A 21449-nucleotide genomic window follows, 5' to 3' on the forward strand; every position below is an offset into this window, starting at 1 on the left:
ATCCGTCAACCCGTTCTTCAGTTTCACCGCGCGCAGGCAACCCAGGCAGCTGCCAGCCCCACAGCGAACTCGCTCCCTGCAGCGTTAGTCATACGCCTGAGGACCCGGGCGGTCAAGCTCCGCCCGGCCGCGAGCCGGAACTCTGATCGAGGGACGGCGGCGCGCCGGCGCTGAGACGGCGGCCCGGGGTCCCGCCGGGCCGGCCACTCGAAGGCGTTACGTAGCACCCAAAGCCAAGCTCATAGCGCTTGACAAATCTAGCGCTAGATCATATCTTCTGGTTTGTGCTGTTCACACGCGATGAAGGGAGCCGGAGTGATGTTGTTGCGACGGGCTGGTGGCGGGCTGTTTGGCTTGGTGTTGTTCAGCGCCGCAAGTGCGGGGTGTCTAGCTGCGTTGAAGGCGGCGGGATTGACGGGGGTTGCGCCCAAGGGCGCGGCGGTGATCGTGCAGCTGGTCGCGACGCTGACCAGCAATTGGGAGTGGCTGATCGGGACCGGGGTCGGGTTGGTGTTGATGCTGATCGCGGGTTTGATGATGTTCGGCTCCCAGCGCGCGCCTGATCATCTGTTCCGTGTGATCGCGGGGATCATGCTGATCCTGATCGTGATCCCCGCGGTTCTTGCCTGAGCGGTCTTGACGCGGCTGTGATCATCTCCCGCAAAGCGTTCCTGCTCGTGTTTGCTGTGCTGCTCGCCGCGCCGCCTCCGGCCTGGGCGGCGGGCTTGCATCTGCCGATGGTCAGCGCGGGCATCTTTGGTTCGATCTTCGGGACGATCGGGCACGTGGTTCTGGGTGCGTTCTCGTGGACGATCGGGCTCGCGTCGAAGTTCGTGCTGACGACGATCGGCGCGTTGGTGAGGCTGCTGATCCCGCGCTCCTGGGTCAGTAACGGTCTTCAGATCATGGAGTGGATCGTCGCGGTCCCGAACTACGCGGGGACGGTCGCGGCGCCGGGGGGCGGGCAGGAGTTCGGGTTCGGTGGGATCAACGCGCTGCGTGATCTGTTCATGTGGCTCGGGGTCGCGGTCGCGCCGCTGTCGATTACGTATGCGACCTCTCGCGCGATGATCGGCGAGTCAGAGCCGGTCGTCGTCCCGGTGGTGCGGGTCGTGACGGTCGCCGCGGTGGTTGCGTCCTACCCGTACTGGTGGTCGCAGGCGGCGGCGCTGTGTGACCAGATCACAGGCGCGATCCTGACTTTGCCGGACGTCAGCCGCGGGCTGTACAAGCTGATGGAGTACGCGGTTGACGGGGTCGCGCTCGGTGGCTGGCAGCTGATTGACCTCGGGCTGATGGCGGCGATCGGGGTGGAGCTGCTCGGCCTGATCTTCTTGAAGGTCGTGCTGATCCTGCTCGGCGCGCTGTTGTACGCGACGGGGCCTTTGATGATCGGTCTGGTCCCGACCAGGGCTGGCGGTGCGCTGGCGAGAGCGTGGTCGAGTGCTGTGGTGGCGCTGTTCGCGCTCGGGATTGGGTGGGCGACCGTGTTCGCTGTGGGCGCGCTGCTGATCGGTGACGCAGGCACCGCGGGACCGCTGATCGCGGGCAACAGCACGTTCGGGGCGCTGATGGGCGGCTTGATGCTTGCGCTGGCGGGGCTCGCGAGCCTGTGGTTCTGTCTCAAGCTGGCGCGGGAAGCGGGCTCGCTGCTACGGCTGCAGCTCGCGGGGCTGCTCACGCTCGGGCACTCTCACAACACCACTCGCGCCGGTGGCGCAGCCGTGCGTGGGAGAACGACCGGGCAGTCGCTACGCGACTACGGGTCAAGGCTAGCGCGGGCGAGCACCGCCGCTGGCGGCGAGCTCGCCGCGGCCGTGCCGGGTGGCGGGGCGCTTGTGAGCGCTGGCCGGGCCGCGGGCTATGTTGGGCGTCGCGGCCTGGTCGGGACCGCTGGGGCGGGCGCACGCGCCGGCGCTCAGCGCGCGGCCGGGTCCGTGGGCGTGCGGGTGGGTCGCTCTCGCGCCGGGGCGGTCGCGGTCAGGATGGCCCGTGCGGGGACTGCGAGCTGGACCGCGACGCCCCGCCGGACGACGGCCGCAGGCACCAACGGCTCACCTCGACAGCAGACCGCCACCGGTAAAGGCCGTGGTAACGCGCCTGGCGGGAACCACACCCGGCCAGCGCCCGGCCCGGACACGCCGCAGGGAGCTTCGCGGGGCCGCGCCCTGTCCGGTGATGGTCAGGCGTCTACAAGCACCCGGGATCGGTCACGCCGACGGCCGGCCCGGCAGGGCGACAACCCGTCTCGCTTACCTGGGTCCAGCGGAAGTGCAGCGCGGCCCGCCGCGCCAAAGACTCCGGCTCATCCTGCGTTGCGGCCGTCAACGCCCCCGGGTTCGGGTCGCCCGCCAGCTCCACAGAGTCCGGTGAGCCCGCCTCCCAGGGTCCCGGCCCCGCCGCCTGAGAGCAAGCCTGTGGCTGGCCGACGGCCCGCCACACCGGCGCCGAAGACACCCCGCTCCCTAAGGCTTCCGAAGCGGCGCAAGCGATGACCCCGACTTTGCGCAGGCTCAACGATCGCGAGCGGTACTGGGGTCTCACCTGGCCCGCGTGGATCGCCGTTGGGATCGCTGCCGGGATGCTTTACGGGGCGGTCAGGGTCTCTCCGCTGGGTGTCAGGGCGACGATCACGCTCGTTGTGCTGATCCTTGCGTTCAGTGGGATGGTGATCGCCGGCGTGTCCGGGCAGGCGCTCTCCCCGGGCCGGCAACTGGCAGCGATCGTCCGCTACCACTGTGCGGCGAGGCGCTACCGGCTGCCGGACGTACCGGACAAGCGTGGCCTGGTCCTCGACCGCCGGCCTCCGGAGTCTGACCCGCCAGGCGGGCTCGAGGGGTTCGGGGAGGTGTTGGCGTGATCAAGCGCGAGTCTCGCATCGGGTCGATCGCGGCGCTTTTGCCCGTGTCGCTGGTCGAGCCGGACGGTTTGGTCATCACCACCGACGGCAGCTATGTGCGGCTGATCCTGTGCGAGCGGGTGCCGAACACGATCACCGCCGAACCCTCCGGGCTCTCGCGGATCGAGGCGGCGTACGCGGCGCTCTGCCGCATCATCCCCGATCGCCAGAGCCTGATAATCCTCGCGCAAACCGACCCGGTCCCGATTCACGAAGCCCTGGCCTCGGACGAGCACGCCACCCGTGTCGCCGCCGGCCAGGATCGCGCCAGCGGCCACCCTGAGCTTGCGTCCGCGCGCGAGCGGCTTTTGGCGGCGACCCAGCAGACGGTGATCGCCGCCGCGGGGGCCGAGCAGCCGGCGGTCGCCGCCAGATGGTGGGTCGCGGTCCCTTACCGTCCCGTGGTCGATGACGCTCGCGTTCAGCTGCGAGCGATCCTCGCCGGGGCGCGCGGTAAGACGTTGTGGGACACGCACCGCGAGGCGGCGCAGGAGAGCCTACGGCTGCGCAATCAGGTGGATGCGGGGTTGCGCGGGGCCGGGATCGAGACCTGGGCGCTCAGCGGCACCGAGACGCTGGCGCTGCTGTGGGAGCGCCTGCACCCCGCCGCCGAGGTCGAAGATCACGAGCAGCTACTCAACCGACTCGCCCAGGTGTGTCGGGTTGCGGACGCGACCACTCTGGCCGAGGCCGCGGAGGACCGCCACCGGATCCTCGAGGCGATCACCGACGGGGCGGAGCTTGACTACGGCGAGAACCCCTCATGGTTGCGACACAGCGATGGGACGCTTGAGGAAACCATCCATCTGGCAACCCCGCCGCTTGCGACCGATCCGTCATGGCTTGCGCATCTGCTCACATGTCCGCTGCCGGCGACATTGGCGGTTCACATTCAGGTGGGTGTCCGGGCTCGCGAGAAGCACCGCCAGCGCCGCCGCTGGCGGCGGCTGCGGGCCGCCGTGCGTTACAAGGACCGTCACGAAAGGCTGGTCGGCTCCGATGAGGAAGAGGCACTCGAGGAGGCCGCGATCGTTGACGCGGAGCTTGCCGCCGAGGTCGGCGCGACCGTGTACCAGGTCGGCATTTACTGCGCGATCCGTGACCCTCGCGGTGACCCCGAGATGTTCGGACGGACGGTGCGGCAGACCTGCGCGGACTTTCACGCGCTCACCAACGCCCGGGTCGTGCGTGGACGGCATCTTGCGCTTGAGGGCTTCACCTCGACGCTGCCGCTCGGTGTTGACACCCTTCGCGCACGGCGGCGCTACGCGCAACGGAACATCGCGCACTGTGTCGCTTTGACCTCGAGCCGGTGCGGCTGCCCCGGTGGGCTGATTCTCGGGACCGCTGACCCCGGTGGCACGCTCGAGCGCCTGGACCCGTATGACCCGCAGTTTCAGACGACGCTGACGTTGATCGTCGGCAAGGGCGGGGGAGGCAAGACGGTCACGAGCATCCTGCTGGCCGCTCGGTTCATCGCTCAGGGCGGCCGGGTTTATGTCACCGACCGCAGCTCCACCCCTGACGATTGCGGTAATACCGGCGGGAGCGGTCATTACGACACGCTGCTGTCGCTGATCCCGGGCGGGCGGCGGGTGCAGCTCGGGACCGCGCACGGTGATGTGATCTGCCCGTGGGACGTGCCCGATCTGTCAAGCGTCCCGGATCAGAAGATCGAGTTTCTGCTGGCGATGCACGCGCTGCTGATCGGCGACGCGCACGACCCCGAAGGACAGGTCCGCACACTCGACGCCGACGAAGAAGCGATGCTCCGCGAGGCCATCAACACCGTGTACCGGCGCTGCGCTGATAGCGGGCAGCGGCCACGCGAGCAGCTGCTGATCGACGCGCTCAGCAAGCGCCACGCGAGCGGTGAGCTTGTCGGCGCAAACGCCGACAAGCTGCAATCGCTGCTGCTGCGCCTTGGCCCGTACGGGAGCGGCGGGACGCTCGCGCACATCGCCGACCGCGAAACCTCTGTGGCGGAGGACGCACCACTGGTGCTGTTTGATTTCACCGGCCTGTCTGACCGCCTGGCGCCGGCGCTGACTTTGGCTGTCGCCGATTACGTCGAATGGCATGTTCATCGTCTGCGGCGGTGCAAGGTGGCCGGTGAGCTTGCCGATCACGGCCCGTGGGCCGGGCGCGCGGAGCTGATCATCGAGGAGGGCTGGAAGCCGCTGTCCTCCCCCGCTGCGGGTGCGTGGCTGAACGAGTACGCGCGCCGTGCCCGCCACTACGACCTGTGGCTGACGTTCATCACCCAGTTCTTCACGGACTTCCGCAGCGAACAGGGCCGCGCGCTTTTGGGCAACTATGCGGTTGCGCTGTGTCTGCCAAACGAGCTGCGGGACCTCGAGTCCGCGCGCGACACGCTCAGCCTGACCGACACCGACATCAGCGAGATCCTCGCGCTGCCGAGCCAGCAGGGCGCGTACTCGACGCTGTACATGATCTCAAAGCGCGGCCGTGGCGCGGTCAGGGTCGCGCCAAGCGACCCGGAGTACTGGATCGCGAGCTCGAGCCCGGACTCAGACCAGCCTGCCCGCCACGCCGCGCTGCGCGACAGCGGTGGGGATCCATGGGCGGCGCTCACGCTGCTCTGCGACCCCGACTGGCACACCCAACGCCACACGACCAGCCGAGGGGCACGATGAGCGGCCGTCGCAGGCACGCGGGCCGCTGGGTGGCGGCCGCCGGCGCGGGTCTGTTCATGGTCGTGCTGGCGCCGGTCGTGCTAGTGGCCGGCGTCGGCAACCCGCCCTGCCAGGTCGTCAGCCCCGACACGGTCACCACGCCGGCCGCGACCGCGGGTGGCGGCATGTTCGCCCAGCCACTCGAGCTACAGCCTGACCGCTGGTATCGGGTCGGTGCGACCGAGTACGGCGGGCCGTCCGATCCGGGCTCTGGTGAGTACGCGGCGAGCGGCGTCTATCTGCCCGCCTACCCCGACAGCTTCGCGGAGCTCTCGCTGCTTGACAGCAACCCGGCAAACACGGGTGCTTTCACGTTCGCTGACGCCAACGCGCTGGGCAACCTGCCTTACGGCACCTCGATCCGTGTCGCAAACGGCGTCCGCGAGCAGGTGCTGGTGAAGCGTGACGTCGGCTACGGCCAGGGACCCGGCCAGACGATCCCCTACCGCATCGACGTCTGGCACACGGCCGCCGAAAAACTCGGAATAACGAAGACCCCGGTTGAGATCGAGCTGGCGCCAGCCTCCGGGACCGCCGCGACACTCCACCAGCTCCCGACCCCGGCCAGCGCAAATCAGGGTGGCGGGTGCGCCAGCAACACCGTGCAGCTGACGCTGACAGCGGGCCAGAGCGCACAGATCCTCCCCGACGGTCAGGCGACCGCCCCGGCGGACGCTCCAGCCGCCGTGAAGGACGCGATCGCCGCCGGCAACCAGCTGATCGACAAGCCCTACCTGTACGGGGGTGGGCACGGCCAGCCACTGGCCACCCTGGCCGACAGCTACGACTGCTCAAGCAGCACCAGTTACATCCTGTATGGCGCGGGTGTGTTTAGCGACTGGCCACAGGACTCAACGCAGCTGGAGACATACGGTCGGCCGGGGCCAGGGGCGTGGATCACCGTTTACGCCAACAGTGCGCACGCGTTCATCGATGTCGCCGGGGTCGTGATGGACACCGCGCACTATGCGCCGACCACGCCGGCCGGCAGCGGCCCGCGGTGGCAGCCAGCCTCGATCATCACCGCGCAGTACGCCGGCGATCAGACCGCCGGCAACGGCGGGTTCGTGCAACGCCACCCAGAGGGCCTCTGATGCGTCGCCCGGCCTACCGGCTCGCGATTGCCCTTCTGAGCGCCGGGACGCTCGCCGGCTGCGGGATCACCAACCCATACGCCAGCACCAGTGCCGCCGCGCCGGCTCGCACACGACCGGCGAGAACAAGCAGCACGAGCGCCACAACCTTCACTGACGCGGACCCGACCCCTGAGCGTGGCGGCACGATCCCCCGGCTTTCGGCACGAGCCGGGAAGGCGCTCGCGGCGGGTGCCGGCCAGCCGACACCGCGGCTGGCGCTCGAGCACTACGCGCGGATCTACATCAACTGGCGTGCGGGCACTGTCGCACAAACCCAGCTGCGGCTTGCCGGGATCTCGCTCGCCGGCGCCCGCGCACAGGCGCTGCAGGCGGCCGCGAGCTACCAGCACGACGCGACATTGGCGCGAAGCCAGGTGGCCAACAGCGGCCAGGTTGTCTCGATCGCGCCCGGCCAGGGCCCCGCGGCCGGGGTGTGGGTGGTCGTCACCAGCGAGAAGACAACCGGACAGGGTGACTACCAGGGGCTCCCTGCGCAGCTGCACGTCACCTACGCACAACTCACCCACACCCCGGGCGGATGGGTCGTCTCAGAGTGGGAGCCACGCACATGACCGCGAGCCACCGGATCGCCTTGGCCTCAACCGCCGTCCTCGGACTCACCGTGCTGGGTGTGCTCATGGCGCTCATCGACCCGACGCTCGCTGGAGACACAGCGCCGCACGCGGCACTTGCCGGCAGCGTCGCCGACGCGCTCTGGATCCTTCAACACAACCTGCGGGTCCTCGCGGTCCCGTTTCTGCTGGCGGGACTGCGGTTCCCCGCAAGCCGCCTTGGGCGCCGCAGCGGCGACGCGATCATCACCGGCATGGTCGCCGCCAGCACGATCCCTGTCGGGATCGCGCTCGGCCGCTGGCAGGAGCGGCTTGTGCCGTACCTGCCGCAGCTCCCGCTGGAATGGGCTGCACTGACCGTCGCTACCAGCGCGTGGCTGGCCGCCCGGCACGGCCAGGCGTCAGTGCGCGAGCTCGCGGTCATTGGCGCGAGCACGGCAGTGCTGCTGGTCGGCGCCGCGGGCCTCGAGACGTGGTGCACCCCGCACCATGCGGCCGGCAGACACACACCGGCACGACTGGCGGCGGCTCGTCTCCCGCTTGCGGGCGGGCAGCTCAGTGGGTGGCGGCGTGCGCGCTGAACGTGATCGCGTCGCCGACGGGTTCGCCGTGCTCGTCGTAGGTCACCAGCGCGAGGTGCTCTGCCGCCTGCGGCGCCTCACCGACGATCTGCTCAAGCGTCGCGCGGGCCTCCCGCTCGTCGTCGAAGGACTCGACGAGGTTGCCGGTGCTGTCAACGATCACGTACATCTCAAGCTCAGGCTGGCTGCGCGGGATCGGCTCCCGCCAGCCCGATCGGCAGCACACCCCGCGGCTTGCTCGATCGGCGCCGCTTGGTTCTCGTGTGTGGACACGAGCCGCTTGTGGGTGCCGGTGGTTGCTTTCGCCACGGATTTTGCGCCGGCAACGCCCCGGTCGCTTCAAGGTCACGCGTTCCCTTCCCCTCACCACGTTCGGTTCCGCTCGGCTCTATGGCCGGCGCTGACCGAGCTACATCAACCACCGACCCCCACAAGGAGGGGCCAGATGCTCACAATCAACGGCAACGGCAACATCACCCGCGCGCCCGAGCTGCGTAACACCACCTCAGGCAAGGCGGCTACGACCGTGTCGGTCGCCTGCCAGCAACGCAAGACAGACGACGGCCCGGCGTATGTGGACCTGGTCCTCTGGGAGGCGCAGGCTGAGGCGGCCGTGAAATACGGCGCTTGTGACGTTTTCGTGGGTGTAGTGACCGGCTGAGAACGGGGCGCACGCCCCGTTGGCTCTAGGGTTTCCGGCTTCTTCAGTGCTGGATTCCTTAGGAGGCGAACGAGACGTGCGCAGCATCAGAGTATGGGCGCGGCTGCTTGGGCTGCGCGGGACGGTGATCGAGGAGGTCAACGTCAACGACGCTGGGGAGGGGACGGAGGTTGTTGTGGCGGTCCGGCCGGGCTGGCGGGAGCGGGGTCGTTGTGGGATCTGTGGCCGGCGTGCGGGGCGCTTTGATCGTGGCGGCGGGCGACGGCGTTGGCGGGCGCTGGACCTCGGCACGTCGCTGTGCTGGATCGAGGCTGACGCCCCGCGGGTGTGCTGTAGCAAGCACGGGGTGGTGGTCGCCCGGGTGCCGTGGGCCAGGCACGACTCCAGGTTCACCCGTGCGTTTGAGGATCAGTGCTGCTGGCTGGCGGTGAACTGCTCCAAGAAGGCTGTCGCTGAGCTGATGCGTTGCTCCTGGCGGACTGTTGGGAGCATCCTTGAGCGGGTCTGTGGCGAAGCCCGCTTGAAGGTCGATCTGCTGTCGGGGCTTACGAGCATCGGGATCGACGAGATCAGCTACAGACGCGGTCAGAGATACCTCACCGTCGTCGTTGATCATCACAGCGGCCGGCTGGTGTGGGCCGCCCCTGGCCGCGACCGCCAGACGGTGCTCTCGTTCTTTGATGCGCTCGGCCAAGAGCGCTGCAAAGAGATCGAATCTGTGTCCTGTGACATGGCCTCATGGATCAGCTCCGCGGTCGCTGAAGCGGTCCCTGACGCGCAGCGTTGCGTGGACCCGTTCCACGTGATCGGGTTAGCAACCGACGCGCTTGACGAGGTCCGCCGTGAGCTGTGGCGCGAAGCCAGACGCGAGAAGAACCTGACGCTCGCCAAGGACCTCAAGGGCGCCCGGTTCTGTGTGTGGAAGAACCCGGAGAATCTCACCGACCGCCAAGCCCAGAAGCTCGCGGTGATCGGAAAGCTCAACGGGCCGCTGTACCGCGCCTACCTGCTCAAGGAACAGCTGCGCCAGATCTACCGGTCCGCAACCTACGAGGAAGCCGAGGCGCTGCTGGACGCATGGCTGGCCTGGGCCAGACGCTGCCGGCTGCCGGCGTTCACGAAGCTCGCCAGAACGATCACAGCCCAACGCGACGGGATCCTCGCTGCCATCCGCCTCGGGCTCTCCAACGCCCGCGTGGAACAGATCAACACCCAGATCAGGCTGATCACCAGACGAGCGTTCGGCTTTCACTCAGCCGACGCGCTGATCGCGCTCGCGATGCTCACACTATCCGGGCTCTGCCCACCACTCCCAGACCGGGTCAAATAACCCACGAAAACGTCACAAGACCCTGAAATACCTGGTCAAGGGCCAGGCGGTCGCGTTCAGCGGCCGGCCGGAGATCCGGTCCTACAAGCGCAACAACGGCGAGCCCGGCGTCACGCTCGAGGTGCACGGCGTTGACCTCGAGTACGGCTCAAAGCCGCAGGACCGCCACGCCGACGTCGAGGGCGACCAGGAGCCGGCGCAGGCGGCCGCGTAACCGCGGCGGCTGGGCGGGACGCCCGTGCCGGGGCGTCCCGCCAGACGGCCACCCTCAACCAGGAGAGCGACATGCAACAGCACACAACTACCACCATCGACGTCCAGCATGCGGCCTGCCCGAGCCGCCGGACCGAGGCCGAGCTGCCGCTTGAGCTGACGGTCCGCGAAGACCCGGCGGAGATCGCGGCGCTGTGGGCGATGAGCGTCCCGGAGCGGATCGAGGCGATGTGGGCCGGACAGCTCAGCCTCTCGCAGCTGACGGAATGGAGCTCGCGGCGACCAGGCCAGGTCCCGCGGCTCGGCGGCGAGTTCGCCTGGATCGTGATGCGCACACCCGAGTGGGCCGAGCCCTCCCAGTGCCAGGGCGACAACGTCATCCACCTCTCTGAAAGGCGTGAGCACCGTGCCGCCGCATGAGGACCACCCGGTTCACGTACACACCGTGCAGGCCAGCGCCCAGGCGCGGCGGTTCAGCGTCTGGCTTGACCAGCTCCGTGCCTGTGATCTGAGCTTCGCCGAGGCCTCGACGCTCCATCCGGATGAGATGGGTGAGTGGCAGGCCGGCGTCTACCTGCTCACCGGCTGCGAGCCGGTCTGGTTGCAGCTCGGCGGCTGCGTGCTGGCCGAACGCTCGCTGCAGGCGGCCGTCGACGAACTGGACCAGCCGCAGCGCTGGTGGTCCCCGGGCGAGGAGGCCGCGATCCGCTGGGCCGCGCACTTCTGGGATCTCAGGCATTCAGGACCCGGGTTCCCGTCCGAGTTCGGCCACTTCCATTTCCGCCGCTGGGTCAACGCCTGCCATCTCTACAAGCGCACCGCGCCGACGCTCACCATCACCAACCGGGGTGTGCGATGACCCAGACGCTTGCCGGCGCTGACATCCGCGGCTACTACCACGCGCTCGGGATCAGCATCCCGGTGTGGGCGGGCACCAACGCGTCGGTCAGCTGTTTTGCCGACCCCGACGCCCACCATCACGGCGACCGTGACCCCTCCTGCAGCATCAACCTCCAACACGGCGCCTGGCACTGTCACGGCTGCGGCGCGGCCGGCGGTGCCTACGACGCAGCCACAGCCCGCGGCTACACCGCACGGGCCGCGATCGACCTGATGGTCAGCCACGGCCTGATCGAGCGGCGTGCCAAGCCCCTGAACGCTCGCGCCGCGGCGGGAAGGTCACCCGCCCGACGCGCGAATCCGGCTGAGCAGCGAGCGCACCGACCGAGGCTCGCCATCACCGAACTCGACGTGCGGCACTGGCAGGCAGCGCTCACCGAGCAGACGCAGCTGATCGCCAAACTCACCCGCGGTCGCGGCTGGCTGTACAGCACCATGCACGAGCTCGGACTCGGCTGCGACGCCGGGCGCGTCACGATCCCCGTTCGTGACCGTGACCGCCGGCTCGTGGGACTGCTGCGCTACCAGCCCTGGCCGAAGCACGGGCAAGCGAAAATGCTGGCCGCCCCCGGGTCACGCCGCGCGTTGCTCCCACACCCCGCCGCCGAGCCCTCCACGGAGATACTGCTCGTCGAGGGCGAACCCGACATGATCGCCGCCCGCTCCCGCGACATACCCGCGATCGCCGTCCCCGGCGCGGAAACGTGGCGACCCGAATGGGCGCCCCTCTTCACCGGACGCGAGGTTACGATCATCATGGACTGCGACCCGGAAGGACGCCGCGCCGCAGAACGCATCGCCCAGGACCTCCACGGACTTGCGGCCGCACGAGTGTTGGACATCGCACCGGACCGCCGCGACGGCTACGACCTCACCGACCTGCTGCTCGACCACCCACGCCTCGGGAAGGAGATCCTGCGATGAACGCCGACGATGCTCTGACGCTGAGCGACGAGCAGCTGGACCGGCTCGCCGACCTGCTGGCGCTGAAGCTGGCGCACGTCAAGCCCGCCACACCGGCGATGCTGACGGTCGAGGACGTCTGCGCCACGTTTCAGGTCAGTCGGGCCTGGGTGTACGAGAACGCCGCGAGGCTCGGTGGGGTGAAGCTCGGCCCCAGCCAGCGCGCACCGCTGCGGTTTGAAGCAAAGCGCGTGGCCGCTGCAATGAGCCCGCTGGGCCGGCCTGATCTCGCCACCACCGCCGCCCTTCAAGCAATGCCTCGGCGCACGCGCCGCAAGCACCTACACCCGGTCTACGATGGCTAGCCGCTCCCGACAAGTCACGAAGACCCCGGGACGGGGGCCACAGCAGACCGGCCAGGTCCGTGAGCACCAGGCGAAGTCGGGGATCGTCACCTACTCGCTGCGGGTTCGCTGGCGCGGCGAGCGGATCAGCGTCAGGCTCGGCAGCGAGCTCGAGGGCTGGAACCGAGCGCTCGCCGACCTGAAGCTGGCTGAGACAGTCGCAGCGATCAGTGCCGGCACCTGGCAGCCGCCGGCTCCGGAGCTCGACGCTGAGGAACACGACCCGATCTTTCACGAGTTCGCGACCGTCTGGCTGGAGCAGCACGGGGCGGACCTCGACGACAGCACACGCGCGGGCTACGGCCACGTGCTCAGCCGCTACATCCTGCCCACCTTCAAAGACCACCGTCTCAGTGAGATCACGTACGAGACGGTCAGGCAATGGCGCGACCGCTTGCGCGCCGAGTCCGAGCAGCTCAAGCTCGCCCAGGCCAACAACCTCAAACTCATCGACCGCCAAGGCCGACCAAAACGTCCGTTCGGCCCGCAAACGATCAACCAGTCAGTGCGCCTGCTCGGACAGATCCTCGATCGCGCGGTTGAGAGCGAGCACTATCTGATCGACCGCAACCCCGCCAAGGGGCGCTCAGGGCTGCGCATGAAGACGCCGCCCCGGCCACCGCGCAACCACCTCGAAGCCGACGAGGTGTTGAGCCTCATCCAAGCGGCCGATCTCGTCGACCAAGGCGTAACGCCAACGAGCCTCAGACACGCGCGGACCGCTCGCGAGCTGCGCGCGCAGGGCAAGACCTGGGCGCAGGTCGGCGAGGCGATGGGCTGCTCGGAGGCGACCGCGATCTACCGCTCGCGGATCAAGCCCAAGCGCGATGCGCCGCGCCGGCGCCGAGCGATGATCGTGCTGCTGTCACTGACGGGCACGCGCGCCGGTGAACACACCGAGCTCGCTTGGACCGGGGTCGATCAGACGCACGGGCGGATCATTCTTGATGACGCGAAGACTCCGGCCGGCGTGCGAGAGATCCAGATGTCACCGTTCGTCCGTGAGGAAGTGAGCCTGTACCGCGAATCGCTCGCGCAGGCACCGCTGGTCGATGATCCCGTCTTCCCTGTCCGTGGTGGCGGGCACGGCGACCGGCACAACCTCGGTCGGCGGCTGCGGCACATCGTCGCCATCGCCAACGATCTACGCAGCGAACATGGACTCGCGCCCCTGCCCAAGCGGATAACGCCGCACACGTTCCGCCGAACCTTCGTGACGCTCTCCTTCCAGGCCGGCAAGGACCTCGTGTTCGTGCAAAGCCAGGTCGGGCACGCCGACTGGAAGACGACGCTCGAGATCTACACGCAGCAGAGCCATCGCAGCGTCGACCCCGAGATCCGCGAGCTGCTCGACGCCTATCTGGCCGAGGCCCGACCGGGCGAGCTGGCCGCGAGCGCGGCGGCTCGTGCGCGGCTGCACAGACGTCTGGAGCCAGCGCTATGAGCGTCTCCGGACCCCGAGTCAGCGTCCAGAATGCGCCCGGTTGTCTGGTCAATTGGGCCAGTAAAAGCCGATTCCGGCATTTACTGGCCCAATTAGAGGCTTCGAGCCCGGTTGAGTTCACCCGCAAAAGATGCCAACTAGCAGGGGTTTCGTCGTATGGCGAGACCCGGACTTGAACCGGGGACACCACGATTTTCAGTCGTGTGCTCTACCAGCTGAGCTATCCCGCCTAGGGCACCGATGCTAGCGAAGGGTCTGCACCCCCGGCGGTCCCGGTGTGGCCCGGGGTTCGACCATGGGGCTGTCCGGAATGTGACAAGGGCTGTGCAAGCGCGGGTTGGCGTGGGTAGCCAGAGAGCATGGAGCAGGAGCACCGCTGGAATGATCAGAAAGGGGCGGACTTGCGTGGCGCGCGCGAGCACGACACCCAATTCTCGATGACGCTCGCGGAGCGTCATCGAAGCATGATCGTGAGCGCCGGTCATCGCCTGGCACACGAGCTCGGGCACCTTGGCTGCCCGGCGCCGCAGACGGAGATCGCCCGGCGTTGCGGGGTTGACCACTGGAGTCAGGCATCGCTGGACGAGGCCGTCACGGCGGCCGAGCGTGAGGGCCTGTTACACCGGCTGCCGCTGGGGTGGCTGGCGCCCGCACAGGCGCTCGGGACCGACGCCGGGCCGCGCCCGCTCGGCCGGCAGGTGGCGAGCTCGCACGAATGGCCCGAGCCGTCAGGCCGGGGCAGACCCGAGCGCGCGCAGCACGGCGGCCGGCGCCTCGAACCCCTCGCGGAACGCACGTCCCGCGTCGAGTCCTGAGGCGTCGCGGGCGCCACCCACCACGATGTGCGGGCGTCCGGCGGCGGCGAGCGCGTCCGCCAGGGAGCGCTCCGGCTCCTGGCCGGCGGCGAGGATCACGCTGTCGGCGCCGATCCGCCGCTGCGTGCCGTCCTCGGTACGGACCACGACCGCTTCCGGTTCGATCCGCTCGTAGGTGACGCCGGCGAGCAGCTCGACACCCGCGTGGCGTAGCTCCTCGACCACGACCCAGCGGGTCGAGGCACCGATACCATCCCCGATCCGCCCGCTGCGGCGCATCACCGTCACCCGCCGCGAAGCCTGCGCCGACCTTTGTGTCGCCGACCACCGTCGATGGTGGTCGGCGACACAGGGGTCGCCATCGAGGCCGTAGCGCCCGTAGAAGCTCTCCGCGGGGTCAAGTGACAACAGGTGCGCGACATCCACGCCGATCCCCCCGGCGCCGATGATCGCCACCCGCTCCCCGACCAATGCGCGCGGGTCGCTCGCGCCCAGAAGCTGCGCGTAGGTGAGCACGTGCGGGAGCTCCACGCCCGGCAGCGCCACCGCCCGTGGCACCACGCCGGTCGCCACGACGACCAGATCAAAGCCCGCAACCGACTCAAGCGAGGCCCGCGCCCCCAGGCGCACATTCACCCCGAGCCGCTCAAGCTCCCCGGCGAAGTAGCTCCCGGTGAGCCCGAAGTCCTCCTTACCGGGGATCCGGCGGGCCATCCGGAACTGCCCGCCGAGCTCCTCGCCCGCCTCCCACAGCGTCACCGCGAAGCCGCTCGCAGCAAGCGCCCTGGCCGCCTCCATGCCCGCCGGCCCGCCACCCGCGACCGCCACGCGCGCGCCCTCGCCGTCAAGCCGCGTGGCGGTCTCGAACCCCGCCCGAGGGTTGACCGCGCACGAGACCCGCCGGTCGAAGATCGAGGCGTCGATGCACTGGTTGCAGGCGATGCAGACGTTCACGCGTTGACGCCTGCGGCTGCGCTCGACAAACAGCGGGTCGGCCAGAAACGGCCGCGCCAGCGACACGAAGTCACACATCCCGGCGCCCACCAGCGTGTCGGCCAGGGCGGCAGTGTTGACCCGGTTTGAGGCGATCACCGGAACGCTCACCGCCTCCCGCACCGCACGCGCCCACGGCGCCCAGGCACCCGGGGGCACCACCGCCTGCACCGTCGGCACGCGGGACTCGTGCCAGCCGATCCCGACATTCAGTGCGTCGGCTGGCCCGCTGGCCAGCCGACTACCGAGCTCGCGCACATCCTCGATGCTCGCGCCGCCCGGCACCAGGTCGGCGCCCGACAGCCGGTAGACGAGCGCCCCTCCCGTGCCCAGTGCGCTGCGCACAGCGGCCGCCACCGCCAGCGGGAAGCGCATCCGGCCCTCCAGCTCGCCGCCCCAGCGGTCCTCGCGCAGGTTGGTCGCCGGCGCCATGAACTGGCTCAGGAGGTAGCCCTCCGAGCCCATGATCTCAACCCCGTCGAAGCCGAGCTCGCGGGCGCGGGCGGCGCCGCGCGCGAAGTCCTCGATCGTGGCGAGGATCTCCTCTTCGCTCAGTGCCCGCGGCTCGCAACGCGAGTAGCGCGAGTACACCGCCGACGGCGCCACCGGGTCGAGCCCGAATACGTCCCTGGACGCGTAGCGTCCGGCGTGGAAGAGCTGCAGCAGCACGCGCCCGCCGGCGGCGTGCACCGCCTGCGGGATGGCCGCCAGGCGCGCGGCGTCGGCGTCCTCGTTGATCAGGCTGTAGCTGGCACCGCCGGCGCCGACCCGGCTGACCGCCGAGCCGCCGGTCACGATCAGGCCGGCGCCGCCCCGCGCGCGCTCGGCGTAGAAGGCGGCGAGTGCGCGCCCTGAGTCGTCCTCGCGCTCGATGCCCAGGTGCATCGCCCCAATCACCAGCCGGTGGGGCAGCTCCAGCGGGCCGATCCGGCCGGGCCTGAAGACGTGCTCGTGCACGCCCGGCTAACGCAGCAGCTCGCGCGCGATCGTCTGCTTCTGCACCTCGACCGTGCCCTCCTCGAAGCGCTGCGCGCGCGCGTCGCGGTAGACCCGCTCGATCGGGCTCTTGAAGAACCCCATACCGCCGAAGACCTGCAGCGCCCCGTCGGTCACGCGCTGCAGCATCTCGGAGCCGACCAGCTTCGCCATCGAGGACTCCTTGGCCCCGGTGGCCGGGTCGCGCTCCCAGGTCTGCGCCGCGTACAGCGTCAGCTGCCGCGCCGCCTCCAGGTCCGCGGCCATCTCCGCCAGGCGGAACGAGATCGCCTGGCGCGCGGCGATCGGCTTGCCGAAGGTCTCACGCTGCTTGGCGCGCTCGACCGCGAGGTCGAGCGCCCTGCCCGCAAGCCCCACGCAGGTCATCGCCACCGAGATGCGGCTCGGCACCAGGAAGCCGCCGACTGCGACCTCCAGGCCGTCGCCCTCCGCGCCCAGGCGGTTAGCCACCGGCACCGGCGCGCGGTCGAAGATCAGGTGCGCGTGGTCGGTGCCGGTGACGCCCATCGTGTCGGCCATCAGCCGGTTATCGACGCCCTCTCCGTGGGCGGGGACCATCAGCGCGACCGTGCCCTCGCCGCCGCGCGAACCCTCAAGGCGCGCTGCCAAGAGCAGGTAGTCGGCGCTGTGGCCGAACGTGATCATGTGCTTCTGCCCGCTCAGGTAGTAGGTATCGCCCTCACGCACCACCGAGGACTTGATGTCGGCGCCGGTGCCCGCGTTGGGCTCGGTGAGCGTGAAGGCGACCCGCAGCTCGCCGCTCACCTGGGGGCGCACAAAACGCTCGACCTGCTCGGCGTTTGCGTGCGGCAGCATCGCCCGCCAGAGCCCGTTTGAGACGTGCACGATCATTCGCAGTGAGGCGTGCGGGCGGGAGAAGAGCTCAATCAGCTCCAGATAGCGGGCAAACGGCAGGCCGCGTCCGCCGAGCGAGCGCGGGGCGGCGAGGCTGAGGTAGCCGCGGGCGCGCAGCTCGTCCCAGAGCTCGCTGGGGACGCGGTGCTCTGCCTCGATCAACTCGGTCCAGGCCTCGCCCTCGTGATCGACGTAGGCGCGCACCTCGGCCTTCAGGGCCCGGAACTCGTCCTCGTCAACCGGTGTCGGCGCGGCGTCGAGCGCTGCGGCTGTGGTCATTTTGCTATCGCCTTTCTCTCCAGCGCGAGCGCCTCGCGCAACAGGAACTTCTGGATCTTGCCGGATGGGGTGTGCGGCAGCTCGTCCACGAGCTCGAGCCGCTCGGGCCAGTAGGGCTTCGCGACGTGCTGGGCGTCCAGGTGGCGCTGCATCGCCTCGAAGTCGAGTTCGCCGTCGGGCTCGAGCACCACAAAGGCGCACGCCCGCTCGCCCAGGCGCTCATCCGCCATCGCCACGATCGCCACCTCCCGCACCGATGGGTGCGCGTAGAGGACCTGCTCGACCTCCACCACCGGCACCTTCTCGCCGCCGCGGTTGATCACGTCCTTGACGCGCCCGGTGATGTGCAGGTAGCCGTCCGCGTCGATCCGGGCGAGGTCCCCGGTGCGGTAGTAACCGTCGGGGGTGAGCGCCTGCGCGGTCAGCTCCGGGCGGTTCAGATAGCCCTCAAAGAGCGTCGGGGTGAGCACCTCGAAGTTGCCCTCCGCGCCGGCCGGAAGCGTGTTGCCGTCGTCGTCTGTTACCCGCAGGGTGATGTCCTCCAGCGCGCGGCCGTCGGTTGACCAGGCGCGCTCGGGGTCCTCGCCGGGCACGAACGCCGCGCCCAGGCAGCTCTCGGTGGTGCCGAACGCGCCGCCGACCTCGGCGCCGAGCGCGGCGCGCGCCTCGCGTGCGAGCTCACGCGGGATCGCCGCGCCGGTGGCAACGAACGTCTTCAGCGCCGGCAGCGTCCGCTCGCGCGTCTGGGCGACGCGCACCAGGTCGGCCAGAAACGGCGTTGCGGCCTGCACGAAACTGACCCCCGTCTGCGCCATCGCGTCAAAGGCGATCTCCGGCTCCCAGGTCGTCTGGATCACCTGTGTGGCGCCGAGCGCGAGCGCGATCCACATCCCGTAGAGAAAGCCGGTCTGGTGCGCGAGCGGCGAGGGGACGTAGATGACGTCCTTGGCGGTCAGGCGAAAGTGGCGGGTGTGGATCAGCGCGGCCTGCTGCAGCGCGCGGTGTGTCTGCAGCACGCCCTTGGGCTCGCCTGTCGAGCCAGAGGTGAACAGCAGCTGCGCGGTCAGCTCCGGCCGCGGGTCGCTAGGCGGTGGGGCGCTGGGCGCCTCGGCCGGCGCGTCATCGAGGCAGACGACATGCCGGAGGTCCGGCAGCTGGGCGTGCAGTCCGCGCGCCATCGCGAGGTGATCGTGACCGCGAAACGTGCCCGGGACGATCAGCACCCGGGTGGCGCTCGCGCCCAGCATGAACTCGAGCTCGCGTTCGCGGAAGATTGGCATCAGCGGCTCGCAGACGGCGCCGAGCATCATTGTGCCGAGCGAGATCGCCACGAAGTCGAGCACGTTGGGCAGCTGGTAGGCGACTGGCTCGCCGGTGCCGACACCCAACCGTGCCAGCGTTGCGGCCCAGCGCCTTGAGGCGGTGTCGAGCTCCGCGAACGTCAGCGAGCGCCTCGTACCACCGGGCCCGACCTCGATCACGGCGGGCGTGTCTGCACGCCCGCGCGCGTGACGGGCGAGGCTTGAGGTGATCGAGCCGCTCACGGCGTGGGCGTCAGCTCGCGCCCGACGCTGACCGGAATGCCGATCGCGTTCATGTGCGCGGCAAACTCGGGGTAGGAGATCCGGTAGGCGTGCGGGTAGGAGAGCTCGGTGATCCCTTCGGCGGCCGAGCCGGCTACGGCCAGCGCCATCAGCACGCGGTGGTCATTGAAGGAGGACAAGGACGCCCCGTGCAGGCGCTCGACGCCATGGAACTCGAGGTCGTTGCCGTCGAACTCGACGTGCGCGCCCATGCGCCGCAGCTGCAGCATCGAGGCGACCCGATCTGACTCCTTGAGGCGCACGTGCGAGACGTGCGAGAGCACGGTGTGACCGCGGGCGCGGCTTGCGAGCGTCGAGAGGATCGGGACCATGTCGGGAATGTCGCGGCAGTCAAGGTGGCCGGCGACCGGCGGGGTGCCGTCGTGGTCGATCGTGATCGAGAGGCCGTCGGGCGCAAAGCGCATCGGCACGCCGACGCCCTGCAGCTCGGTCAGGACCGACGCCTCGGGATGGCCGTGGATCGGCACGCGGCTTGTGAAGGTGACCTTCGAGGGGTGAAGCGCACAGGCGGCCAGGCCGAAGGCGGCCGAGCCGATGTCAGGCGGCAGCAGGTAATCCAGGCGCGGCTTCGGTGTCTGGTTGGGCGCAACGGTGAAGTGGCGCCAGTCTTCGCCGACCGCCACCTCGAGGCCGAAGTCGCGCATCATCTCCACCGTCAGTTCCAGGTAGGGGCGCTCGTTGAGCTCGCCGACGACCTCGATCGTGGTCTCCTGCTCGGTGGCGAACGGAGCCAGCATCAGCAGGCCCGAGATCCACTGCGAGAGCGTGCCGTCGATGCGCACGTGACCGCCGCGCGGGCGCCCCGGGTGGACGGTGACAGGCAGTGTCTGCTCTTCGTATTCGAGCCTCACGCCGAGCCGTTGCAGCGCCCGCAACAGCGGGCCGATCGGGCGGCGGCGGAAGTAGCGCTGGCCGACTATCGTCACCGGCCAGTCGCTCAGCGCCGCCAGGCCGATCAGAAAGTAGAGGGTTGTGCCGGAGCTGCCGACCGAAACCTGGTCGGTCCTCGGCGAGAAGCCGGTGGCGCCACTGACCCGCCACTGGCGGCCGCTGCTCGTGACGCCGACACCGAGCTCGCGCAGCGCCTGCACCGTGAACTGGACGTGGCGGGCTTCGGTCCGGTCCGCGATCGTGCTCTGGCCCGGTGCGAGCGCGGCCAGCATCAGCGCCCGGTGGGCGTGGTACTTGGACGGCGGGATTGCGACCTCGCCCTCGAGTGGGCCCTGCGTGCCGGTCACCAGCAGGCGCATCGCGACTCCCCGACGAGGATCATGGGCGCGAGATTAGCTCGCGCAGCTCCGCCAGGCGCCCAACCTGGGCCAGCGGTTCCGGTGATAGCGGTGTGAGCACCAGTTCGGTGACGCCGACGTCGATGTAGGCGCGCAACCTCTCGGCGACCCGTTCGAGGCTGCCGACCGGCGTGTAGCGCTCCACGCGCTCAAACGGCATCCCGTACATCGCTTGGATGTAATCCTCCGCCTGTTCGCGGGCGCGGCCCTCGTTGGCGTCGATCAGCACGCTGATCGCGAGGCCGAGCGCCGGCCGGGGGCGTGCGCGCGCCTGGGCGAGCGCGGCGAGCTGCTCGCCGCGCTCGCCCAGGCGCGCGGGGCTCGTCCAGGTCGCAAGCCAGCCGTCGCCGGTGCGCGCGGCGCGCTCGAGCGCCGCGTCGCTGCGCCCGCCCACCCAGATCGGCGGCATGTGGCTGATCGTCGGTGAAAGCGCCGGTGTGGAGCGGCCGCAGAGCCAGTTGGGCAGGGCGGTGAGGGCGTCGTCGAGCAGGCGGCCACGGCGCCCCACCTCGAGGCCCAGGGCGCTGAACTCCTCCGGAAACTCGCCGCCGACCCCTACACCGAAGAGCAAGCGCCCGGGGGCCAGGGCGTCCAGCGTGGCCAGCTGCTTGGCGACCCAGGCGGGCTGGCGCAGGCCGAGCAGCATCACGCCAAAACCGAGGTTCACGCGCGCTGTCACGGCCGCGACCGCGGCCAACGCGACGCTCGCCTCATACACCGGCGCGGGGCTGCTCAGGTGGTCGCCCACCCAGACCGCGTCAAAGCCGGTGCGCTCCGCGGCCTGGGCCGCCTGGACGAAGCGGGGCGGGCCACCGACGCGCAGCGGGTCAAACGTCGGGAGGTTCAGGCCGAGGCGGACCACGCCGGGCAATCTACCGG

Annotated in this window: 21 protein-coding genes and 1 tRNA gene; 15 read left to right on the forward strand and 7 right to left on the reverse strand. The window is 69.7% G+C overall.

Going from position 1 to position 21449, the window contains the following annotated elements; translation table 11 throughout:
• Positions 1-318: 318 nt before the first annotated feature.
• From M3M54_RS14715 to M3M54_RS14745, 7 genes are read left to right on the forward strand one after another with little or no spacing between them, the layout of a single operon-like run.
• On the forward strand, positions 319-630 hold the full coding sequence (locus tag M3M54_RS14715; RefSeq protein ID WP_249019783.1) for a hypothetical protein: 312 nt from the start codon (positions 319-321) through the stop codon (positions 628-630).
• A gap of 17 nt (positions 631-647) precedes the next feature.
• Positions 648-2495, forward strand: a complete 1848-nt coding sequence (locus M3M54_RS14720) for a hypothetical protein (RefSeq protein WP_249019784.1) — start codon at positions 648-650, stop codon at positions 2493-2495.
• Complete coding sequence (locus M3M54_RS14725) at positions 2492-2860, forward strand: hypothetical protein (protein WP_249019785.1); 369 nt, start codon at positions 2492-2494, stop codon at positions 2858-2860. The genes M3M54_RS14720 and M3M54_RS14725 overlap by 4 nt, the downstream gene beginning before the upstream one ends.
• On the forward strand, positions 2857-5556 hold the full coding sequence (locus M3M54_RS14730) for a VirB4 family type IV secretion system protein (RefSeq protein ID WP_249019786.1): 2700 nt from the start codon (positions 2857-2859) through the stop codon (positions 5554-5556). The genes M3M54_RS14725 and M3M54_RS14730 overlap by 4 nt, the downstream gene beginning before the upstream one ends.
• Positions 5553-6689, forward strand: a complete 1137-nt coding sequence (locus tag M3M54_RS14735) for a hypothetical protein (RefSeq protein WP_249019787.1) — start codon at positions 5553-5555, stop codon at positions 6687-6689. Before M3M54_RS14730 ends, M3M54_RS14735 begins: the two co-directional genes overlap by 4 nt.
• Positions 6689-7303 carry a hypothetical protein gene (locus M3M54_RS14740; protein WP_249019788.1) on the forward strand — a complete coding sequence of 205 codons (615 nt, stop codon included), beginning with the start codon at positions 6689-6691 and terminating at the stop codon, positions 7301-7303. Before M3M54_RS14735 ends, M3M54_RS14740 begins: the two co-directional genes overlap by 1 nt.
• Positions 7300-7884, forward strand: a complete 585-nt coding sequence (locus M3M54_RS14745; RefSeq protein ID WP_249019789.1) for a hypothetical protein — start codon at positions 7300-7302, stop codon at positions 7882-7884. Before M3M54_RS14740 ends, M3M54_RS14745 begins: the two co-directional genes overlap by 4 nt.
• On the opposite strand, the gene M3M54_RS14750 is transcribed toward M3M54_RS14745, so the two are convergent.
• Complete coding sequence (locus tag M3M54_RS14750; protein WP_249019790.1) at positions 7859-8053, reverse strand: hypothetical protein; 195 nt, start codon at positions 8051-8053, stop codon at positions 7859-7861. The two genes, M3M54_RS14745 and M3M54_RS14750, sit on opposite strands and share 26 nt — an antisense overlap.
• Before the next feature lie 276 nt (positions 8054-8329).
• Here M3M54_RS14750 and M3M54_RS14755 point away from each other — a divergent pair, with 276 nt between their 5' ends.
• The 7 genes from M3M54_RS14755 (at position 8330) to M3M54_RS14785 (ending at position 13739) form a co-directional block, all read left to right on the forward strand.
• Positions 8330-8545: a single-stranded DNA-binding protein gene (locus M3M54_RS14755; RefSeq protein WP_249019791.1), complete on the forward strand. Its 216-nt coding sequence runs from the start codon at positions 8330-8332 to the stop codon at positions 8543-8545.
• 76 nt (positions 8546-8621) lie between these two features.
• A complete protein-coding gene (locus tag M3M54_RS14760; protein ID WP_249019742.1) occupies positions 8622-9875 on the forward strand; it encodes an ISL3 family transposase in 1254 nt (417 codons plus the stop codon).
• Between the two features lie 285 nt (positions 9876-10160).
• Complete coding sequence (locus M3M54_RS14765; protein WP_249019792.1) at positions 10161-10508, forward strand: hypothetical protein; 348 nt, start codon at positions 10161-10163, stop codon at positions 10506-10508.
• Positions 10495-10947 (forward strand): hypothetical protein, encoded by a 453-nt coding sequence (locus M3M54_RS14770; RefSeq protein WP_249019793.1) that lies wholly within the window; start codon positions 10495-10497, stop codon positions 10945-10947. The genes M3M54_RS14765 and M3M54_RS14770 overlap by 14 nt, the downstream gene beginning before the upstream one ends.
• Positions 10944-11912: a hypothetical protein gene (locus M3M54_RS14775; protein WP_249019794.1), complete on the forward strand. Its 969-nt coding sequence runs from the start codon at positions 10944-10946 to the stop codon at positions 11910-11912. The genes M3M54_RS14770 and M3M54_RS14775 overlap by 4 nt, the downstream gene beginning before the upstream one ends.
• Positions 11909-12256: a hypothetical protein gene (locus tag M3M54_RS14780; protein ID WP_249019795.1), complete on the forward strand. Its 348-nt coding sequence runs from the start codon at positions 11909-11911 to the stop codon at positions 12254-12256. Before M3M54_RS14775 ends, M3M54_RS14780 begins: the two co-directional genes overlap by 4 nt.
• Positions 12249-13739, forward strand: a complete 1491-nt coding sequence (locus tag M3M54_RS14785) for a site-specific integrase (RefSeq protein WP_249019796.1) — start codon at positions 12249-12251, stop codon at positions 13737-13739. The genes M3M54_RS14780 and M3M54_RS14785 overlap by 8 nt, the downstream gene beginning before the upstream one ends.
• A gap of 157 nt (positions 13740-13896) precedes the next feature.
• On the opposite strand, the gene M3M54_RS14790 is transcribed toward M3M54_RS14785, so the two are convergent.
• Positions 13897-13969 (reverse strand) — tRNA-Phe (locus tag M3M54_RS14790).
• 129 nt (positions 13970-14098) lie between these two features.
• On the opposite strand from M3M54_RS14790, the gene M3M54_RS14795 reads away from it, so the two are divergent.
• The gene (locus M3M54_RS14795; RefSeq protein WP_249019797.1) at positions 14099-14554 is read left to right on the forward strand and encodes a hypothetical protein; all 456 of its coding nucleotides are present in this window, start codon (positions 14099-14101) and stop codon (positions 14552-14554) included.
• Here the strand turns inward: M3M54_RS14795 and M3M54_RS14800 are convergent.
• From M3M54_RS14800 to M3M54_RS14825, 5 genes are read right to left on the reverse strand one after another with little or no spacing between them, the layout of a single operon-like run.
• Positions 14468-16504: an FAD-dependent oxidoreductase gene (locus tag M3M54_RS14800; RefSeq protein WP_249019798.1), complete on the reverse strand. Its 2037-nt coding sequence runs from the start codon at positions 16502-16504 to the stop codon at positions 14468-14470. The two genes, M3M54_RS14795 and M3M54_RS14800, sit on opposite strands and share 87 nt — an antisense overlap.
• Positions 16505-16510: 6 nt before the next feature.
• Entirely contained in the window at positions 16511-17677 is a 1167-nt protein-coding gene (locus M3M54_RS16825; protein ID WP_305883087.1) for an acyl-CoA dehydrogenase family protein, read from the reverse strand.
• Positions 17674-19221, reverse strand: coding sequence for an AMP-binding protein (locus M3M54_RS14815; protein WP_249019799.1), 1548 nt, complete (start codon positions 19219-19221; stop codon positions 17674-17676). Before M3M54_RS14815 ends, M3M54_RS16825 begins: the two co-directional genes overlap by 4 nt.
• A complete protein-coding gene (aroA, locus tag M3M54_RS14820; RefSeq protein ID WP_249019800.1) occupies positions 19218-20531 on the reverse strand; it encodes a 3-phosphoshikimate 1-carboxyvinyltransferase in 1314 nt (437 codons plus the stop codon). The genes M3M54_RS14815 and aroA overlap by 4 nt, the downstream gene beginning before the upstream one ends.
• A 19-nt stretch (positions 20532-20550) precedes the next feature.
• Positions 20551-21432 carry an LLM class flavin-dependent oxidoreductase gene (locus M3M54_RS14825; RefSeq protein ID WP_249019801.1) on the reverse strand — a complete coding sequence of 294 codons (882 nt, stop codon included), beginning with the start codon at positions 21430-21432 and terminating at the stop codon, positions 20551-20553.
• Positions 21433-21449 lie beyond the last annotated feature (17 nt).

Source organism: Conexibacter sp. S30A1 (genome assembly GCF_023330665.1).
GTDB lineage: Bacteria > Actinomycetota > Thermoleophilia > Solirubrobacterales > Solirubrobacteraceae > Palsa-465.

What these genes read in the sequence shown, in the direction of transcription:
- M3M54_RS14715 (WP_249019783.1), top strand. Translation starts at nt 319, where the DNA reads ATGTTGTTGCGACGGGCTGGTGGCGGGCTGTTTGGCTTGGTGTTGTTC.
- M3M54_RS14725 (WP_249019785.1), top strand. Translation starts at nt 2,492, where the DNA reads ATGACCCCGACTTTGCGCAGGCTCAACGATCGCGAGCGGTACTGGGGT.
- M3M54_RS14735 (WP_249019787.1), top strand. Translation starts at nt 5,553, where the DNA reads ATGAGCGGCCGTCGCAGGCACGCGGGCCGCTGGGTGGCGGCCGCCGGC.
- M3M54_RS14740 (WP_249019788.1), top strand. Translation starts at nt 6,689, where the DNA reads ATGCGTCGCCCGGCCTACCGGCTCGCGATTGCCCTTCTGAGCGCCGGG.
- M3M54_RS14745 (WP_249019789.1), top strand. Translation starts at nt 7,300, where the DNA reads ATGACCGCGAGCCACCGGATCGCCTTGGCCTCAACCGCCGTCCTCGGA.
- M3M54_RS14750 (WP_249019790.1), bottom strand. Translation starts at nt 8,053, where the DNA reads ATGTACGTGATCGTTGACAGCACCGGCAACCTCGTCGAGTCCTTCGAC.
- M3M54_RS14755 (WP_249019791.1), top strand. Translation starts at nt 8,330, where the DNA reads ATGCTCACAATCAACGGCAACGGCAACATCACCCGCGCGCCCGAGCTG.
- M3M54_RS14765 (WP_249019792.1), top strand. Translation starts at nt 10,161, where the DNA reads ATGCAACAGCACACAACTACCACCATCGACGTCCAGCATGCGGCCTGC.
- M3M54_RS14775 (WP_249019794.1), top strand. Translation starts at nt 10,944, where the DNA reads ATGACCCAGACGCTTGCCGGCGCTGACATCCGCGGCTACTACCACGCG.
- M3M54_RS14780 (WP_249019795.1), top strand. Translation starts at nt 11,909, where the DNA reads ATGAACGCCGACGATGCTCTGACGCTGAGCGACGAGCAGCTGGACCGG.
- M3M54_RS14785 (WP_249019796.1), top strand. Translation starts at nt 12,249, where the DNA reads ATGGCTAGCCGCTCCCGACAAGTCACGAAGACCCCGGGACGGGGGCCA.
- M3M54_RS14795 (WP_249019797.1), top strand. Translation starts at nt 14,099, where the DNA reads ATGGAGCAGGAGCACCGCTGGAATGATCAGAAAGGGGCGGACTTGCGT.
- M3M54_RS16825 (WP_305883087.1), bottom strand. Translation starts at nt 17,677, where the DNA reads ATGACCACAGCCGCAGCGCTCGACGCCGCGCCGACACCGGTTGACGAG.
- aroA (WP_249019800.1), bottom strand. Translation starts at nt 20,531, where the DNA reads ATGCGCCTGCTGGTGACCGGCACGCAGGGCCCACTCGAGGGCGAGGTC.